Below are 18,444 nucleotides of genomic sequence, written 5' to 3'. Positions count from 1 at the left end.
GCGCCCTCGATCGCGGATGAATCCGCTCCTACCGACTGGCGCAGGAGCGGATTCATCCGCGATGGGCCGCAAAGCGGCCCTCAAATTCCCTGAAGTGTGCCACAAATCAAGGAAGTTAGCCTTCCACCTGGCTCCACTGCTTGCTCAATCTCTTGTCGGAAATCGGCACCTTGGTGCCCAACTGCTGGGCAAACAGCGACACCCGATACTCCTCCAGCAACCAGCGGTACAAGGTCAGTTGCTCATCGCGCTTGCCTTCCTGGGCATGCTTGTCGGCCCGTGCCTTGTATTGCGCCCACAGGTTGCCCAGCTCGCCGCTCCACACCCGGTCCTTCTGCACCTGGGACCCCAGCTTCTCCAGGCGCAGCTCCACCGCCTTGAGGTAGCGCGGCAACTCCTTGAACCACACTGCCGGGGTCTCGCGCACGAAGCCCGGATAGACCAGGTTGGCCAGCTGTTGCTTGATGTCGTTCAGCGCCACCGCCTGACTCAGGTCGATCTTGCCCTTGAAGCGCTTCTGCAAGCCGTGCCACAGCGTGAGCACTTCCAGCGTCTGGCGGGCCAGGCGTTCGGCATATTCGGCCCAGCTGCCACGCTTGCGCTCGGCCAGCCCGGCCAGGGCTGCACCGTCCCGCGGCAAAGTGGCTTCACCGTCGAGGATACAGCTGTCCAGACTCGCCAGCAGAATGTCCTCGACCAACGCTTCGACACGGCCCAGCTCGCGGTACAGCAGGCCCAGCTGGGTCAACCCCGGCAGCTTGCCGCGCAAGAATTTGGCAGGCTCGGCCAACTGCTGCAGCAACAGGCGCTGCAAGGCGCGACGGTGCTGGAACTCGGCTTCGGCCTGGGTCGAGAAGCGGCCTTCGCGCACGGTGCCGTTCTCTTCCACCAGCGCCGGGTACACGGTCATCGACAGGCCGGCGATGTTCTGCTGGGCGGTCTGCTTGACCTCGCTGAAGGCCTTGGCCTGCACCGGCTGCTCGCTCTTCTCGGTACGCGGCACGGCCAACGCTGCCTGGCTGGCGGCGGCAAAGCGGGCGGTCAGCTCGGCCAGGTCACGGCCTTCGCCGAGGAACTTGCCCTGGCCATCGACCACTTCGATGTTCATGCGCAGGTGGCCTTCGACCAGGTTGACCGACTCGGCCCAGGCCTCATCGGAAACCCGCGCGCCGGTCATGCGCAGCAACTCCTGGCCCAGTGCCTGGGGCAACGCGCCCTGGCCGAAGGTCATGCGCGCCAGCGAGGCTTTGACGAAGTCCGGCACCGGCACGAAGTTCTTGCGCAGGGCCTTGGGCAGGTTGCGCACCAGCGCCACGCACTTGGCTTCCAGCATGCCCGGTACCAGCCACTCCAGGCGCTCGCCTGGCAGGCTCGGCAGCAACGGCGCCGGCACCCGCACGGTCACGCCGTCACGCGGGTGGCCCGGCTCGAAGTGATAGGTCAGCGGCAGGCGCAGCTCGCCCACCTGCATGCTGTCAGGGTACTGCGCGGCAGTGACTTCGCTGGCCTCGCGGGCCAACACGTCTTCTTCGCGCATGATCAGCAGGTTCGGGTCCTTCTGGCTGGTCATGCGGTACCAGGCATCGAAGGTCGCGGTCTGATGAATCTCCGCTGGCAAGCGTGCTTCGTAGAAGGCGTAGAGGGTTTCTTCATCGGCGAGAATGTCGCGCCGACGGGCCTTGGCCTCCAGCTCGTCGAGCTGTTCGAGCAGGCGCTTGTTCGCGGCCAGGCATTTGGCCTTCGACTGGATTTCACCGCCAACCAGGCCCTCGCGAATGAACAGTTCACGCGAGGTGACCGGGTCGATCGGGCCAAAGTGCACCGGGCGGCGACCGACCAGGATCAGGCCATACAGGGTGATCTGCTCATAGGCCACCACTTGCCCGCGCTTTTTCTCCCAGTGCGGCTCGAAGTGGTTCTTCTTGATCAGGTGGGTGGCCAGCGGCTCGATCCAGTCAGGCTCGATCTTGGCGACCATGCGCGCATACAGCTTGGTGGTTTCTACCAGTTCTGCGGCCATCACCCACTGCGGGCGCTTGCGGCCGATGCCGGAAGACGGATGCACCCAGAAGCGCCGCTGGCGGGCGCCCTGGTAATCGCCCTCTTCGGTCTTGTGGCCGATCTGGCTGAGCAGGCCGCTGAGGATTGCCTTGTGCACCTTCTGATAGTCGGACGGCTCTTTGTTGACCGTCAGTTGCAATTCGCGGCAGATCAGCGACAACTGGCGATGGGCATCGCGCCACTCGCGCAGGCGAAGATAGTTCAGGAAATTCTTGCGGCACCAGTTGCGCAGCGGGCTGGCCGTGAGCGCCTGGCGCTGCTCTTCGAAGCCCCGCCACAAATTGACCAGCGCGGCGAAATCGGTATCGGCGTCCTTCCACTGCGCATGGGCCTGGTCGGCGGCCTGCTGGCGCTCCGGTGGGCGCTCGCGTGGGTCTTGCACCGACAGCGCACTGGTGACGATCAGCACTTCCTGCAGGCTGCCCTGGCGCGCACCTTCGAGCAGCATACGGCCCAGCCGCGGGTCGATCGGCAGGCGCGCCAGTTGGCGGCCGATCGGCGTCAGCTGGTTCTCGCGGTTGACCGCCGACAGCTCCTGCAACAGGTTGAAGCCGTCACTGATAGCCTTGCCATCTGGCGGCTCGATGAACGGGAAGGCATCGATCGCGCCCAGGCGCAGGTGCAGCATCTGCAGGATCACCGCCGCCAGGTTGGTGCGCAGGATCTCGGGGTCGGTGAAGGCCGGTCGGCCGTTGAAGTCTTCTTCGCTGTACAGCCGAATGCAGATGCCCGGCTCGACCCGGCCGCAACGGCCCTTGCGCTGGTTGGCACTGGCCTGGGACACGGCCTCGATCGGCAGGCGCTGGACCTTGGCGCGGTAGCTGTAACGGCTGATGCGCGCGGTGCCGGTGTCGATCACGTAACGGATGCCGGGCACGGTCAGCGAGGTTTCTGCGACGTTGGTGGCGAGCACCACGCGGCGCCCGGTGTGTGACTGGAAGATGCGCTGCTGCTCGGCCGGCGACAGGCGCGCATACAGCGGCAGGATCTCGGTGTGGCGCAGTTGCGCCTTGCGCAGAATCTCTGCGGCATCGCGGATTTCCCGCTCGCCCGGGAGGAACACCAGCACATCACCGGGGCCTTTGCCCACGCTGCGCTCGTGCTGGGCGATCTCGTCGAGGGTGGCGAGGATCGCCTGGTCGACGGTCAGGTCGTCCTCGACCTGGTTGCCCTCCTCGTCCTGTTCGCTGGTCAGCGGGCGATACCAGGTTTCAACCGGGAAGGTACGCCCGGACACCTCGATGATCGGCGCGTTGTCGAAGTGCTTGGAAAAACGCTCCAGGTCGATGGTCGCCGAGGTGATGATCAGCTTCAGGTCCGGGCGGCGGTGCAGCAGGGTTTTCAGGTAGCCGAGCAGGAAGTCGATGTTCAGGCTGCGCTCGTGGGCTTCGTCGACGATGATCGTGTCGTAGCGTTCGAGAAAACGGTCGTGCTGGGTTTCGGCCAGGAGGATGCCGTCGGTCATCAGCTTGACCAGGGTGTTGGCATCGCTCTGGTCTTCGAATCGCACCTGGTAGCCGACCAGCCCACCCAATGGCGTGCCGAGCTCTTCGGCAACCCGTGCGGCAACACTGCGCGCAGCAATGCGCCGCGGCTGGGTATGGGCGATCAGGCCATGGCTGCCACGGCCCAGTTCCAGGCAAATCTTCGGCAACTGGGTCGTCTTGCCCGAACCGGTTTCGCCGGCTATCACCAGCACCTGGTTTTCAGCCAGGGCTTTCTTGATCTCGTCACGCTTGGCGGCAATCGGCAGGCTGTCGTCGTAGCGGATCTGCGGCACGCTGTTCTGACGTGCGGTGACCTGGGCGCAGGATGCCTGGACCTTTTCCACCCACTGCGCCAGCTTGGCCTCGTCGGGGCGCTTGCGCAGTTCATGCAACTGCCGGCGCAGGCGGTGGCGCTCGGCGATCATGGCGTGGTCGAGGTTTTGCAGCAGTTTGTCGATGGCTTGGTCAGTCATGGGGCTTTTTAGTGATGCAGGTGGGCCTGCTTTTTCATGATCGGCATTCGAAGGATGCGCGATTGTCGCAGATTTGCCGGCTCTCTGCTGGCTGGACGAATGTTTAGCCAGGAGCGATGTGAAGGTTGCCATTCACTGCTTTAATCAACCTTACGCCGCATGTGAGTATCAAAGGCATGACTCCCGTCCAGACCATCGCCCCACCGTCGCCCCGCCCTTCGCTCGCGAAGGCCCGGTCCCGCGCCGGTGAAAATCCGCTGGTCCACATCATTCTCGCCTTCTGGGCCCTGTGGCACTGCCGCCACGCACGCCCACCAGATTTCTCGCTCACGCCCTTGTGACCCAACTCGGCCGCAGCCCGGCCGTTTGACTCAAGTGGACCGCGCCTGCGCGCCGGTCCCGTGCGCCTGTGAGCGAATCGATCATGCACTTTGCACCTGTAGAGCACGCCAGCCGTTTCCTGGCCGAAAACCCTGATATCGAACTGTTCGAACTGTTCATCCTCGACGCCAACGGTGTGCCACGCGGCAAGCTGCTGCACCGTGAGGAACTGCTGGCGGTGTACCAGAGCGGCCGCCCGCTGCCCAGCACCATCCTCGGCCTGACCCTCAATGGCGACGACGTGGAAAACTCCGGCCTGGTCTGGGATGTCGGCGACATCGACTGCCGCGCCTACCCGCTGGAAGGCAGCCTGGTGCGCCTGCCCTGGCGGCGTGTGCCAACTGCCGCCGTGCAGGTCAGCATGCACCCGAGCGAAGGCCTGCCTGCCAGTGTCGCCGACCCGCGCCACGTACTGCTGCGCACCATCGAAGCGCTCAAGGCTGACGGTTACCACCCGGTAATGGCCTGCGAGCTGGAGTTCTACCTGCTCGACCAGCAGCGCGATGCCCAGGGCCGCCCGCAACCGGCACTGGACAACGACGGTGGCCGGCCACGCACTACCCAGGTTTACGGCCTGCGTGAACTGGAACAGATCGAGCCCTTCCTCGCCGACCTGTATGCCGCCTGCAAAACCCAGGGCATCCCGGCGCGCACGGCGATCTCGGAATATGCCCCGGGTCAGGTAGAAATCACCCTGGAGCATGGCGATGCGCTGGAGGCGATGGACCAGGCCGTGCGCTACAAACGCCTGGTCAAAGGCGTGGCCCATGCCCATGGCATGCAGGCCTGCTTCATGGCCAAGCCCTTCGCGCAACTGGCCGGCACCGGCATGCACATGCACCTGAGCCTGGCCGACAGCGCCGGCAACAACCTGTTCGCCAGCGAAGACAAGGCCGGTACCCCGCTGCTGCGCCAGGCAGTGGCCGGCATGCTCCGCCACTTGCGTGACTCGCTGCTGCTGTTCTGCCCCAACGCCAACTCGTTCCGCCGCTTCCAGGCCAACAGCTATGCCCCGCTGGCGCCGACCTGGGGTGTCGATAACCGCACCGTCAGCCTGCGCGTACCTGGCGGCCCGGCCAACAGCCGACACGTCGAGCACCGCATCTGTGGCGCCGATGCCAACCCGTACCTGGCTGCCGCCGCCATTCTGGCCGCCAGCCATCGCGGCATCCGCGAGCAGCTGGACCCAGGTGCGCCGGTCGAAGGCAACGGCTATGCCCAGGCCACCGAGCACCTGCCCACCGACTGGCTGACCGCCCTCGATGCGCTGGAGCGCTCGCACTGGGCACGGGAAGCGCTCGGCGAGGCGTTTCTCGGCGTCTACCTGAAGGTCAAACGCGCCGAGTACCGCCAGTTCATGGCCGAAGTCAGCGAACAGGACTGGCGCTGGTACCTGCACCAGGCCTGAGCCTTACCCTATTCAGCACAAGGAACACCCATGAACGCAGCATTGAACAACGGCCCGGCCCAGCGTGCGCCGTCCTATTACAGCGCCTCGCTGAACGACCACACCGAGTACCCGCAACTCAAGGGCACGGTGCAGGTCGACGTGGCGATCATCGGCGGAGGTTTCACTGGCGTGGCCACCGCGGTGGAACTGGCCGAGCGCGGCCTGAAGGTGGCTATCGTCGAGACCAACCGGATTGGCTGGGGTGCCAGCGGGCGCAACGGCGGCCAGGTCACCGGTAGCCTGTCGGGTGACGAGGCCATGCGTACGCAGATGCGCAACCACCTGGGCGCCGAGGTCGATGATTTCATCTGGCACCTGCGCTGGCGTGGGCACCAGGTCATCGAGCAGCGGGTCGAGCGCTACGGCATCGACTGCGACCTCAAGCGCGGCCATCTGCATGCGGCGATGAAACCTTCACACCTGGAGGAGCTGCGCAGCTTCCAGGCCGAGGCCGAACGCCGCGGCATGGGCGACCAGGTGCAACTGCTTGACCGCAACGGCGTTGCCGGGCACCTGCAGAGCCCGTTGTACCTGGGCGCGCTGAAGAACCTGCGCAACCTGCACCTGCACCCGCTCAACCTGTGCCTGGGTGAAGCCCGCGCCGCCCACAGCCTGGGCGCGCTGATTTTCGAGAATTCCGAAGTGCTGGACATCGTCCATGGCCCACGCCCGGCGGTCGTCACCGCCCACGGGCGGGTCGAAGCGCGCCAGGTGATGCTCGCCGGTGACGTCTACCACAAGCTGGAAAAGCGCCAGCTCAAGGGCAAGATCTTCCCGGCCATGGGCGGCATCGTCACCACCGCCCCGCTGGGCGAACTGGCAGAGCAGATCAACCCGCAGGACCTGGCGGTGTACGACTGCCGCTTCGTGCTCGACTACTACCGCCTGACGGCCGACAAGCGCCTGCTGTTCGGCGGCGGTGCCAACTACTCGGGCAAGGATTCGCGTGATATCGAAGGCGAGCTGCGCCCGTGCATCGAGCGCACCTTCCCGGCGCTCAAGGGCGTGCCGATCGAGTTCCAGTGGAGCTGCGCGATGGGCATCGTGGTCAACCGCATCCCGCAACTGGGCAAGCTGTCGGACAACGTGTGGTACTGCCAGGGCTATTCCGGGCACGGCATCGCCACCAGCCACATCATGGGTGAAATCATGGCCGAGGCACTGACCGGCACGCTGGAGAAGTTCGACACCTTCGCGCAGTGCAAGCACGTGCGGGTGCCGATGGGGGACTTGTTGGGCAATCCGCTGCTGGCGGCGGGGATGTGGTACTACCAGATGCTGGAAAAACTGCGCTGATGGCAATGGCCCCTTCGCGGGACAAGTTCGCGAAGGGGCCAATGAGATGGATCAGGCGATCTTCTTCAGCCCCTGTTTCTTCAGCTCTTCATCGCGCAGCTCACGACGCAGGATCTTGCCGACGTTGGTGGTCGGCAGCGCATCGCGGAACTCGATGTAACGCGGCACCTTGTAGCCGGTGACGTTGGCACGCATGTGCTCCATCACCTGCTCCTTGGTCACGGTCATGCCCGGCTTGACCACGATGAACACCTTGATCACTTCACCCGACTTCTCGTCCGGCACACCGATGGCTGCGCACTGCAGCACGCCCGGCAAGCCAGCGAGCACGTCTTCCAGCTCGTTGGGGTACACGTTGAAGCCCGAGACCAGGATCATGTCTTTCTTGCGGTCGACGATGCGCATGTAGCCATCTGGTTGGATCAGCGCGATGTCGCCGGTCTTCAGCCAGCCGTCGCTGTCGAGGATCTCGGTGGTGGCGTCTTCACGCTGCCAGTAGCCCTTCATGACCTGCGGGCCCTTGACGCACAGCTCGCCTGTTTCGCCCAGCGCCAGCTCGTTGCCGGCGTCGTCGATGACCTTGCACAGGGTCGATGGCACCGGGATGCCAATGGTGCCCACCTGGTTGGCCTCGGCCGGGTTCACCGCCGCCACCGGGCTGGTTTCGGTCATGCCGTAACCTTCGCAGATGGCGCAGCCGGTGATGCTCTTCCAGCGCTCGGCCACGCTCAGCTGCAGGGCCATGCCCCCGGACAGGGTGATTTTCAGCGCCGAGAAGTCCAGGGCGCGGAATGCCTCGTTGTTGCACAGGGCAACGAACAGCGTGTTGAGGCCGACGAAACCGCTGAACTTCCACTTGCCCAGTTCCTTGACCATGGCCGGCAGGTCGCGCGGGTTGCTGATCAGCACGTTGTGGTTGCCGATCAGCATCATCGCCATGCAATGGAAGGTAAAGGCATAGATGTGGTACAGCGGCAGCGGGGTGATGAGGATCTCGCAGCCTTCCTTCAGGTTGGAGCCCATCAGCGCCCTGCACTGCAGCATGTTGGCCACCAGGTTGCGGTGGGTCAGCATCGCGCCCTTGGCCACGCCGGTGGTACCACCGGTGTACTGCAGCACGGCCACGTCGTTGGCTTGCGGGTTGGCTTCAGTGACCGGCTGGCCCTTGCCCAGCGCCAGGGTATCGTTGAAGCGCACGGCGCGCGGCAGGTTGTAGGCCGGCACCATCTTCTTCACGTACTTGATCACGCTGTTGATCAGCAGGCGCTTGAGCGGTGGCAGCAGGTCGGCCACTTCGGTGACGATGACGTGCTTGACCTGGGTCTTGGGCACCACCTTCTCGGCCAGGTGCGCCATGTTGGCCAGGCACACCAAAGCCTTGGCACCGGAGTCGTTGAACTGGTGCTCCATCTCCCGCACGGTATACAGTGGGTTGGTGTTGACCACGATCAGGCCGGCGCGCATGGCACCAAATACCGCTACCGGGTATTGCAGGACATTGGGCAGCTGGACGGCAATGCGGTCACCTGGCTTGAGGTCGGTGTGCTGCTGCAGCCAGGCCGCGAAAGCGCCTGACAGCGCATAGAGCTCGCCGTAGGTGATGGTCTTGCCCAGGTTGCTAAAGGCCGGTTTATTGGCAAAGCGTTGGCAGGATTGCTTGAGTACCGCCTGGATATTGGGGAATTCGTCAGGATTGATTTCCGCCGTAATCCCGGCTGGGTATTTATCCTTCCAAAAATTTTCGATCATGGAAGCCCACTCCTTCAGCAACAGCGAAGTTCGATTCACGCGTCGATGCGTTTATTATTGATATGAGATGGCGGTTCGTTGCAAACCGAATCATCTGAAAGCGCGCCGAGAGTAACAGCTTTGTTTGGGGTCGCCTAGAGGCCAAGATCGGCCTCTCAGTCACAAAAATGACTCAATGAAATATATAAGTCATTTTTAGAGTAATTGACCAAAATGTCGCAAATCGGGCTGTAAGCTGCTTTCCAGAGCACCTTACAGCCTTAGCCGGGCAACGACGGTATCAGGCGATGTCGCGCAACTCCCTGCGCAAAATCTTGCCCACCGGCGTCATGGGCAGCGACTCGCGCACCACGATGTGCTTGGGCACCTTGTAGCCGGTGAAGTTAGCCTTGCAGTAGGCCTTGAGGTCATCGATGCTCACCCCACCCTCACGCGCCACCACAAACAGCTTCACCGCCTCGCCCGAACGCTCGTCCGGCACGCCGATGGCCGCGCAGTTGGCCACCTGCGGATGGCCCATCACCACATCCTCGATCTCGTTGGGGTACACATTGAACCCGGAGACGATGATCATGTCCTTCTTGCGGTCGACGATGCGGGTGAAGCCGTCCGGGTCGATCACCGCGATATCGCCGGTCTTGAACCAGCCCTCGGCATCCAGTGCCTGCGCCGTGGCCTCCGGTTGCTGCCAGTAACCCTTCATCACTTGCGGGCCCTTGATGCACAACTCGCCGCGCTCACCCAGTGGCTGTTCGTTGCCATCATCATCGATGACCTTGAACGCCGTGCCGGCCACCGGAATACCCACCGTGCCCAGCCGCGCCAGCTGGCCGTAGGGGTTGGTACTGGCCACCGGCGAGGTTTCGGTCAGGCCGTAGCCCTCGACGATGCGGCAACCGGTGAGTTGCTCCCAGCGCTCGGCAGTGGCCTTGACCAGCGCAGTGCCACCGGAGTTGGTGACTTTCAGCGCTGAAAAGTCCAGCTGACGGAAGCCCGGGTGGTCCATCAGCGCGACGAACAGGGTGTTCAACCCCAACAGCGCCGAAAAACGCCACTTGCCCAACTCCTTGATGAAGCCGGGGATATCACGCGGGTTGGTGATCAGCACGTTATGGTTGCCGGTGACCATCATGCACATGCAGTTCGCGGTGAAGGCATAGATGTGGTACAGCGGCAGCGGTGCAATCATCACCTCCTGGCCTTCCTTGATCAGCCGCTGCCCGTCCGGACCGTGCTGGGAGAAGCAGGCCAGCACCTGCAGCATGTTGGCCACCAGGTTGCCGTGGGTGAGCATGGCCCCCTTGGCCAGGCCCGTGGTGCCGCCGGTGTACTGCAGCACGGCGATGTCATCGAGCGAGAGCGGCACCGGCTTGTGCGTCAGGCTGCGGCCTTGGCGCAATACCTGCTTGAACGCGATGGCCTGGGGCAGATGATAGGCCGGGACCATCTTCTTGACCTTGTCGACCACGGTATTGACCAGCCAGCCCTTGGCCGCTGGCAGCAGGTCGCCCATCTTCGCTTCGATCAGGTATTCGATGCCGGTATCGGGCAGCACCTCCTGCACGCGCTTGCCGAACATGTTCAGGTACACCAGGGCGCGGGCGCCGGCATCCTTGAACTGGTGGCGCATTTCGCGCTCGGTGTACAGCGGGTTGGTGTTGACCACGATCAGCCCGGCGCGCAGGGCGCCGAACACGGCAATGGGGTATTGCAGGACGTTGGGCATCTGCACCGCGATGCGGTCACCGGGTTTGAGGTCGGTGTGCTGCTGCAGCCAGGCAGCGAAGGCTGCCGAGTGGCGCTCAAGCTCGGCGTAGCTCAGGGTCACGCCGAGGTTGCTGAACGCCGGGCGCTCGGCAAAGCGCTTGCAGGAGCGTTCGAACACCTCGACGACCGAGCTGTATGCGTGGATGTCGATGGTGGAAGGCACGCCCTCGGGGCGTTTGTCATTCCAGAAGTCGGCTTGCATTTATTATTGTTCCTCTGCCTGAGCTCGCACGGATTCCTTGCCCTGTTTGCCAGATGGCAAAAAGGCGTTGAACCGACGTTAGCAGGTAAGCCCGAGGTGGCATATACGCCAAGTGCCGCCATTAACATTGTGAATCTTATTTGTGCCCTTCCTGCAATCGGACCGGTTATGCATACACTGTGCAGGTAACCTTCGCGCAAAGGATTCGCCATGCCCCATGACGCCTTCTGGCTATCTGCCAGCGAGCATTGCAGGCTGTACGTGCACCAATGGCTGCCGGCCACACCGGTCAAGGCCGTGGTGCTGCTGGCGCATGGCATGGCCGAGCATGCCGGGCGCTACCAGCGCCTGGGCCAGGCGCTCAGCGATGCCGGCTACGCCCTGCTGGCACCGGACCTGCGCGGCCATGGGCGCACCGCCGAGCAGGGCAGCCTCGGCCTGTTCGCCCGGCAACATGGCTGGAATGCCGTGGTCAACGACCTTGGCCTGCTGGCCCAGCACATCGGCCAGCAGTTCCCTTGCACACCGTTGTTCCTGTTCGGCCACAGCATGGGCAGCTACATTGCCCAGGCCTACCTCATGCACCACAGCGCCAGTCTGCAAGGGGCGATCCTCAGCGGTTCAAACTTCCAGCCCGCTGCGCTGTACCGGGCGGCGCGCCTGATTGCACGCCTGGAGGCCTGGCGCCAGGGGCCACTGGGCAAGAGCGCGGTGATAGAATGGCTGTCGTTCGGTTCGTTCAACAACGCCTTCAAGCCCACCCGCACGGCGTTCGACTGGCTCAGCCGTGACCCGGCGGAAGTGGACAAGTATGTCAACGATCCACTGTGCGGCTTTCGCTGCAGCAACCAGCTGTGGCTCGATCTGCTGCAGGGGCTGGCGCAGATCAGCCAGGCGCACAACCTCGCGCAGATCGACCCGAACCTGCCCCTGCTGGTGATTGGCGGGGAATGTGATCCGGTGAGTGCCGGCAAGCGTCTCACCCATCTGGCCGACGCCCTGCGCGCGACCGGCAATCGACATGTACAGCTGCGCGTCTATCCTGAGGCACGCCACGAAGTACTCAACGAACTCAATCGCGACGAGGTCACCGCTGATATCCTCGCCTGGCTTGAGCAAGCGCTGGCCCTAGGCCGCCCTGCCCGCAGTGAATGATATCGGCCTCGTCCGCCCATCAAGGAAACGCTAATGACCCAGGTCACCAACACGCCTTACGAAGCTTTGGAAGTCGGCCAGAAAGCCAGTTATGAAAAGTCTGTAGAAGAACGTGACATCCAGCTGTTCGCCGCGATGTCCGGTGACCACAACCCGGTGCACCTGGATGCCGAATTCGCCGCCAAGAGCATGTTCCGCGAGCGCATCGCCCACGGCATGTTCAGCGGCGCCCTGATCAGCGCCGCAGTGGCCTGCACCCTGCCTGGCCCTGGCACCATCTACCTGGGCCAGCAGATGAGCTTCCAGAAGCCGGTGAAGATCGGCGACACCCTGACCGTGCGCCTGGAAATCCTCGAGAAACTGCCGAAGTTCAAGGTGCGTATCGCCACCAACGTCTACAACCAGAACGATGAGCTGGTAGTCGAGGGCGTGGCCGAGATCCTCGCGCCGCGCAAGCAGCAGACCGTCGAGCTGGTATCGCCGCCAAACTTCGTCGCCAGCTGATATCGGTGTTGGATTATTCGCGGGTTCACCCGCGAATAGCCCGGTAAAGCCTCTACATCAGTTCGCGTAAGCGCCGCTCGATATGCCGCCGCTCCGGCTCCTGCCGGGTCAACTCCAGGGCCTGTTGCCAAGCCATCCGCGCCTCATCGGCATTCCCCAACTGCTGATGCATCTGCGCCCGCGCCGCATGAGCCAGGTGATACTCCCTGAGTTCCCCCGCCGCCAGAATCGCCTCCACCGCGTCCAGCCCCGCCTGCGGTCCATCGCGCTTGGCCAGCGCCACCGCCCGGTTGAGCGCCACCACGGCTGACGGCCAGTGCCGTTGCAGCACATCGTATAGCCCGACAATTTCCGCCCAGTCGGTCTCTTCAGCTGTCCCTGCCTCGGCATGCACCGCCGCGATCGCCGCCTGCACGGTGTAGGCTCCAAAGGCCCGGCTGGCCAAGGCCAGGCGCACCAGCTCGCAGCCTTCGGCGATCTGCTCGCGGTCCCACAGGCTGCGGTCCTGCTGCTCAAGCAGCACCAGGTTGCCCTCGGCATCAGTGCGTGCGCGCTGCCGCGATGCCTGCAGCAGCATCAGTGCCAGCAAACCTACCGCTTCGGCGTCCGGCAGCAGCTGAACCAGCAGGCGCCCGAGGCGGATCGCTTCGTCACTCAGTTCCTGCTGCAGCAAGGCCTCGCCAGAGGACGCCGAATAGCCTTCGTTGAACACCAGGTAGATCACCCGCAGCACACTCTCCAGGCGCTCGGGCAGCTCATGCAGCTCCGGGACCTGATAAGGAATACCGGCATCGCGAATCTTGGCCTTGGCGCGGACGATGCGCTGGGCAATGGTCGCAGGGCTTTGCAGGAAAGCCCGGGCGATCTGCTCGGTAGTCAGGTCGCAGACTTCACGCAGGGTCAGCGGCACCTGGGCATCGGCCGCCAAGGCCGGGTGGCAACAGGTGAAAATCAGGCGCAGACGGTCATCGGCCAACAGTTCCTCTTCACTGGGGTCCTGCCCCTGGCCTTCGATCAGCATGATCAGGTCGGCCTGGGAGCGGTCAAAGCGGGCACGCCGGCGCACTGCGTCAATGGCCTTGAAACGCCCGGTCGAAACCAGCCAGGCGCGCGGATTGTCGGGGATGCCATCCCGCTGCCAGCGCTCGACGGCAATGAAGAAGGCATCGTGCAGGGCCTCCTCTGCCAGGTCGAAATCCCCCAGCAGGCGGATCAGCGTCGCCAGGATGCGCCGCGAATCCCGCCGGTACACGGCTTCGACTTCGGCACGGACCTGCGCCAGCTCCGTCATCAGTCAGGCATCCGCTGGGTCACCACCTCCACCAGGCGGTCCAGGCTCTCTCCCCAGCCCTGATGGAAACCCATTTCTTCATGGGCGCGGCTGTCGGCTGCATTCCAGTGCCAGGCACGGGCGGTGTAGCGGGTCTTGCCGTTTTCTTCGTCAAAACTGATCACTGCAGTCATGAAAGCCTTGTCCGACGGCACCCAACCCGGCCCGAAGGCATCGGTGAACACCAACCGGCGCGGGGCGGCAATTTCCAGGAACACGCCCTGGGTCGGGAACTCGGAGCCATCCGGGGCACGCATGAGGGTACGGAAAAGGCCGCCGACCCACAGTTGCATTTCGCATTCCGGGGTGGTCATGCCGTGGGGCCCCCACCACTGCATCAGCCATTCAGGCTCGGTCCAGGCTCGGAACACCTTGGCAGGCGGGGCGTCGATCAAGCGGCTGATGGACAGTTCGTGCTGCGCGGGCGCGGGTTGGACAAGGGTCATTCTTGTTGTTCTCCGTTGCAGTCAGGGTTGCAGGTCGCGCACCGGCCGCACTTCCACGCTGCCGACTCGCGCCGCCGGAATGCCCTTGGCAATGTTCAGTGCCTCGTTGAGGTCACGGGCATCGACCAGGTAAAAGCCGGCGAGCTGCTCTTTGGTTTCGGCGAACGGGCCATCGGTGATACTCATTCGCCCGCCGCGCATGCGCACGGTGGTGGCGGTCTGCACGGTTTTCAGCGCCTCGGCCGCGATGATGCGCCCGGCGCTCTGCAGCGATTCGGCGTAAGCCATGCACTCGGCGTCTTCCGGGCTGTCGGGCAGGCTGTGCAGCAGCCCTTCGTCACAATAGACCAGGCACAGGTATTTCATGGTCGTCTCCAGGCGTTGGCAACGTGCATTTGGCGATAGCCGATCAAGGCTTGAGATCGAACAGTGCTTTCTGGGTTTGCATGTCGAAGGGTGCCGACCAGTGTTCGTGGATCACCTGCCACTGGCCACCGACCTTGCGATAGCCGACAGTGGCGCGCATGAAGCCGCACTGGCTCTCATCATCCCCCGGCCCGCAGCGGTTGAGCCAATGGGCAAGGGCCAGGTCGCCTTCGGCGTGCACGGTCAGTTGGGCGAGCTCGAATACCATGGGCCCGGTACACAGGTTCATGCACATTTCCCAATGCGCCTGGTAGGCGGCCTTGCCCTTGAACTGCAGTGACTGGATGGCGTCGAAGGCGACGATGTCGTCGGCGTAGGGCGCGGTGATAGCGGGGATATCACGGTCACGCACGGCCTGCATCCAGCGTTCGACAAGCTGACGGATTTCGTTTTCGGCTGCCGTGTTCATCGGGTGTTCCTCCGATCGTTCGTAAGCATTTCAATACAAGGTTGTCTTGTATCTTCAGCTTTTGGTCGAACGGTAGTCGCCAAGATCGACAACCTGCCGGAATTATTTGCGCAGCAGGGGAATCCAGATTTCCATGACCGCATGGTCGTCGGCAGGATCGAACCCGGCCGGGTAGCGCTCGAACAGGGGCGCATCGGCCTGCTCTTCACCCGACTGGGGCAACCACTGGAAAATGCCATCGAAAGTCGCCTTCAGGCGCTGCAAGCTGCCATGGTGCTCGAACACTGCATAATGCTGCGGGGCCAGCGCCAAGGTACTGAACCCGTCAGGCAGGGGTTGGCCCGCGTTGACTGCCACAGCCGCCAGATAGTCGAAGCCGCCCTGCGCGTCGGGGTTATAGCAGACCCCATAACTGTCATGATCGCGCTGCCCGGGCACATGCCCAAGGTGCGGCGCGAAGCGTTGCCAGAGCAAGGGCAACCCGCTCAGGTCGCTCATGCTGAAACGTTCGGCGAAACCGGCCAGGTTGAGCTTACGGCCGTCTTCGTAACGCGCTGGGGAAATGGGTTGCAGGGTCATGACTTTGCCTCAGGTGAGCGGTGGGCTGGCGAGAATGAATTCACGGTAGCCCGAAATGATCACGTACACCGCGAAATAGCAGAATATCGCCGCTGACAGCAGGTATGACCAAGTCAGCAGGCGGTCCCCCAGCAAGCGCCCGCCATGGCTGGCGATGCCGCACAAGCTCATGCACCAGACCAGCCCGGCGGCGAAGAAACCGCCCAGGAACAGCCCGGCATCCAGCGCGCTGCCACCACCGGAGCGAGCTATCAGTACGCCACCGACCGCAGCGAACCAGAGGATGGCGCTGGGCGACGACATGGCCAGGAAGATGCCCCGCAGAAACTCGCGCCAGCCCGACTCCACCACCACCTCCGCACTGGCTTCCATATGCCCGCCCCTCCAGGCGGCCAGCAGCATCTTGATCGCGAACCACACCAGCAACGCCGAACCGCCAAGCCACAGGGCCCAGCGCACACTTTCGAACTGCAGCAACACGGTCATCCCGGCGAGCGCCGCGATGGCGTAGACCAGGTCGCCTACGCAGGTCCCCAGGCCGAGCCAGAAACCCTGGAAGAAGCCACGCTGCATGGCCAGGGTGATCATGGCGATGTTGGCCACCCCGATGTCGAGGCACAGGGACAGGCTGAGAAGAAAACCGTTGGAAAAAGGCATTGAACTCTCGTAGTCGGGGCAATCAGGCGCGCTAGAGCCTGCCACGAGTGGTTATGGGATGGAAGGGTGATCGATCAGGCCAGCGCTGCTTGCTCGAACACCTCATCCGCCCACTGGTTAAGACTTTTACCGGCAGCGCGGGCGGCAACGCTGGCTGCCGCATGCACCTCTGGACGGATGCGCAGCATGACCTTGCCTGAAGCAGGTTTTTCCGGGGTAATGCCTTGCTCCGCGCAATCGGCCAGATAGTCCTCCAGCGCATCCCTGAAAGCTTCATGAAGCTCAGGCACCGAGCTTGCGTGAAAACTGATGATGTCGCGCATGCCCAGCACACGGCCAACAAAAATGTCGTCACGCTCATCGTATTCGATACGGGCCGCGTAGCCCTTGTAACGCATGCAACTCATAGGCTGACTCCTGCCCGCAGCAAGAATTCGCGGGCTTCTTCAATCTGATACCGTTTGGCTTCCTTGCCAGGATGGGGGCGATGACACCTCCAACTCTGGCCGCCAAGCACCAGCTTGACCCTGGAGCCTTGCCGCTCCAGTACTTGCCCGCCAAGGTGAAGCACCAGGGCTTCGACCTCGGAAAACGCCAATGAGGCCGTGGTGGGCGTCCTGAAGAGAGCGTCGTAGATTTTGCGGTATCGAGTGTTCATCGGAAAATGCTATCAAATTAAGATAGCACTTTTTCCCCGATACTCATTCAGGATTTTTCAGTGCCCGCCAGCACCTGCGCATAACGCTCGCGATCCACATTGGCCCCGCTCAGCACCACTGCCACGCGCTTGCCGGCCTGGCGCTCGCGCTCCTGCAGCAACGCGGCCAGCGCTGCAGCACCGGCGCCTTCGGCAGTGTTATGGGTGGTTTCGTGATAGATGCGCATGGCCTCTGCCACTTCGCTGTCGGTGACCCGCACGATGCGCGCGGCATGCTCACGAACGAAGGCGAAGGCATCCGGGTGCGGTACCCGGCAGGCCATGCCATCGGCAAAGGTGTCGGCAGTGGCCGTGGTGACGATGCGGCCCTGTTCGAAACTCTGCGCATAGGCATCGGCCGCACTGGACACCACACCGACGATCTCGGTCTTCAGCCCCAGCAGGTTGCGCGCCTGGATCAGCCCGCAGATACCCGAGCCCATGCCGATCGGCACGTACACGCAATCCAGCTCGCTTACCGCCTCGAACAGCTCCAGGGCATAGGTGGCCACCCCGCGCACCAGCTCTGGGTGGAACGACGGCACCATGTCATAGCCCAGCTCGTGCGCCAGGCGGGCTGCCTCTTCGCGGGCCACGTCGAAGTCGACACCGTGCTCCACCAGCTCGGCGCCCAGTGCACGCATGGCCGCGTTCTTCTCTTTCGAGTTGCCCTCGGGCACTACGATCACCAGCGGCACACCGGCCTGGCTCGCGGCCAGCGCCATGCTCTGGCCGTGGTTGCCACGGGTGGCGGTGACCAGGCCCCGCGGGGGCTTGCCGGCGGCCAGCAGCGAACGCACATAGACCAACCCGCCACGTACCTTGAAGGCACCCGTGGGGGCGTGGTTTTCGTGCTTGACCCACAGCTTGCAGCCGACCCGCTCGGCCAGCAGCGGCCACACGCGCTGTGGCGTCGGCGGAACGTGCTGGTGAACGAAATCGGCGGCTTCGCGCAGGGCGGCGAGGTCGAACATGGCGATCATCCTTATCGGTACGTGAGGCACCGATCCTAATCGCCTTGGGCAGGTTTGGTAAATTGCCAATGGCCCTGTCACCCACTGAGCGGCGACAGGGCCATGGTGCATCAGCCTTGCTGGCAACCTTCGCCCATCGCCCGGTACTGAATGGTATGCACCTGGCCTTGATGGTCTTCATAGGTCATGGTCGCAGGCACCACTTCACAGACATTGGGGATGGTCGACAGGTTGATCACCCGTTTGATGTCGAGGTTCATGGAATAGTCGTACTGCTGGGCCACAGGCTCGCTGGAGACCGGCTTGGCCTCATCGGCGAGGGCGAACGAGGACATACCGACCAGTGCAAGAATCAGTAATGGTTTCATGGGGTTTGGCCTTTAAAGCAATCCAGCTGATCG

General features: G+C 63.4%; 17 protein-coding genes. 4 read left to right on the top strand and 13 right to left on the bottom strand.

Going from position 1 to position 18,444, the window contains the following annotated elements; translation table 11 throughout:
* Positions 1-115 precede the first annotated feature (115 nt).
* The gene (gene hrpA / locus ABE528_RS13810; protein ID WP_346653258.1) at positions 116-4,021 is read right to left on the bottom strand and encodes an ATP-dependent RNA helicase HrpA; all 3,906 of its coding nucleotides are present in this window, start codon (positions 4,019-4,021) and stop codon (positions 116-118) included.
* Between the two features lie 424 nt (positions 4,022-4,445).
* Here hrpA and ABE528_RS13805 point away from each other — a divergent pair, with 424 nt between their 5' ends.
* Positions 4,446-5,810: a glutamine synthetase family protein gene (locus tag ABE528_RS13805; protein WP_346653257.1), complete on the top strand. Its 1,365-nt coding sequence runs from the start codon at positions 4,446-4,448 to the stop codon at positions 5,808-5,810.
* A 30-nt stretch (positions 5,811-5,840) separates the two neighbouring features.
* Positions 5,841-7,148 (top strand): FAD-binding oxidoreductase, encoded by a 1,308-nt coding sequence (locus ABE528_RS13800; RefSeq protein ID WP_346653256.1) that lies wholly within the window; start codon positions 5,841-5,843, stop codon positions 7,146-7,148.
* A gap of 51 nt (positions 7,149-7,199) precedes the next feature.
* On the opposite strand, the gene fadD1 is transcribed toward ABE528_RS13800, so the two are convergent.
* Both fadD1 and fadD2 read right to left on the bottom strand, forming a co-directional pair.
* Positions 7,200-8,897, bottom strand: a complete 1,698-nt coding sequence (gene fadD1, locus ABE528_RS13795) for a long-chain-fatty-acid--CoA ligase FadD1 (RefSeq protein WP_346653255.1) — start codon at positions 8,895-8,897, stop codon at positions 7,200-7,202.
* Between the two features lie 280 nt (positions 8,898-9,177).
* On the bottom strand, positions 9,178-10,866 hold the full coding sequence (gene fadD2, locus ABE528_RS13790; protein WP_346653254.1) for a long-chain-fatty-acid--CoA ligase FadD2: 1,689 nt from the start codon (positions 10,864-10,866) through the stop codon (positions 9,178-9,180).
* Between the two features lie 210 nt (positions 10,867-11,076).
* Between fadD2 and ABE528_RS13785 the strand changes: the two genes are divergently transcribed.
* Both ABE528_RS13785 and ABE528_RS13780 read left to right on the top strand, forming a co-directional pair.
* Positions 11,077-12,021 carry a lysophospholipase gene (locus ABE528_RS13785; protein ID WP_346653253.1) on the top strand — a complete coding sequence of 315 codons (945 nt, stop codon included), beginning with the start codon at positions 11,077-11,079 and terminating at the stop codon, positions 12,019-12,021.
* A gap of 33 nt (positions 12,022-12,054) precedes the next feature.
* On the top strand, positions 12,055-12,525 hold the full coding sequence (locus tag ABE528_RS13780) for a MaoC family dehydratase (RefSeq protein ID WP_133328098.1): 471 nt from the start codon (positions 12,055-12,057) through the stop codon (positions 12,523-12,525).
* Positions 12,526-12,577: 52 nt separating this feature from the next.
* Here the strand turns inward: ABE528_RS13780 and ABE528_RS13775 are convergent, their stop codons facing one another.
* The 10 genes from ABE528_RS13775 to ABE528_RS13730 form a co-directional block, all read right to left on the bottom strand.
* Positions 12,578-13,816 carry an RNA polymerase sigma factor gene (locus ABE528_RS13775; protein WP_152953966.1) on the bottom strand — a complete coding sequence of 413 codons (1,239 nt, stop codon included), beginning with the start codon at positions 13,814-13,816 and terminating at the stop codon, positions 12,578-12,580.
* The gene (locus ABE528_RS13770; protein ID WP_346653252.1) at positions 13,816-14,301 is read right to left on the bottom strand and encodes an SRPBCC family protein; all 486 of its coding nucleotides are present in this window, start codon (positions 14,299-14,301) and stop codon (positions 13,816-13,818) included. Before ABE528_RS13770 ends, ABE528_RS13775 begins: the two co-directional genes overlap by 1 nt.
* Positions 14,302-14,322: 21 nt before the next feature.
* Positions 14,323-14,667 (bottom strand): YciI family protein, encoded by a 345-nt coding sequence (locus tag ABE528_RS13765; RefSeq protein WP_152953968.1) that lies wholly within the window; start codon positions 14,665-14,667, stop codon positions 14,323-14,325.
* 43 nt (positions 14,668-14,710) lie between these two features.
* Complete coding sequence (locus ABE528_RS13760; protein WP_152953969.1) at positions 14,711-15,136, bottom strand: nuclear transport factor 2 family protein; 426 nt, start codon at positions 15,134-15,136, stop codon at positions 14,711-14,713.
* Positions 15,137-15,238: 102 nt separating this feature from the next.
* Positions 15,239-15,715, bottom strand: coding sequence for a GyrI-like domain-containing protein (locus ABE528_RS13755; protein WP_346653251.1), 477 nt, complete (start codon positions 15,713-15,715; stop codon positions 15,239-15,241).
* Positions 15,716-15,724: 9 nt separating this feature from the next.
* Positions 15,725-16,372 (bottom strand): LysE family translocator, encoded by a 648-nt coding sequence (locus ABE528_RS13750; RefSeq protein WP_346653250.1) that lies wholly within the window; start codon positions 16,370-16,372, stop codon positions 15,725-15,727.
* A 74-nt stretch (positions 16,373-16,446) separates the two neighbouring features.
* On the bottom strand, positions 16,447-16,779 hold the full coding sequence (locus tag ABE528_RS13745) for a type II toxin-antitoxin system HicB family antitoxin (RefSeq protein WP_152953972.1): 333 nt from the start codon (positions 16,777-16,779) through the stop codon (positions 16,447-16,449).
* On the bottom strand, positions 16,776-17,030 hold the full coding sequence (locus ABE528_RS13740; protein ID WP_346653249.1) for a type II toxin-antitoxin system HicA family toxin: 255 nt from the start codon (positions 17,028-17,030) through the stop codon (positions 16,776-16,778). Before ABE528_RS13740 ends, ABE528_RS13745 begins: the two co-directional genes overlap by 4 nt.
* 47 nt (positions 17,031-17,077) lie before the next feature.
* The gene (locus tag ABE528_RS13735; RefSeq protein WP_346653248.1) at positions 17,078-18,043 is read right to left on the bottom strand and encodes a threonine dehydratase; all 966 of its coding nucleotides are present in this window, start codon (positions 18,041-18,043) and stop codon (positions 17,078-17,080) included.
* A gap of 110 nt (positions 18,044-18,153) precedes the next feature.
* Entirely contained in the window at positions 18,154-18,411 is a 258-nt protein-coding gene (locus tag ABE528_RS13730) for a DUF2790 domain-containing protein (protein WP_003254632.1), read from the bottom strand.
* Positions 18,412-18,444 lie beyond the last annotated feature (33 nt).

It is taken from the genome of Pseudomonas sp. TWI628 (genome assembly GCF_039673865.1).
Lineage (GTDB): Bacteria > Pseudomonadota > Gammaproteobacteria > Pseudomonadales > Pseudomonadaceae > Aquipseudomonas.
The sequence above is the reverse complement of the archived record's forward strand: the minus strand, read 5'-3'. Positions and strand labels throughout refer to the sequence as shown.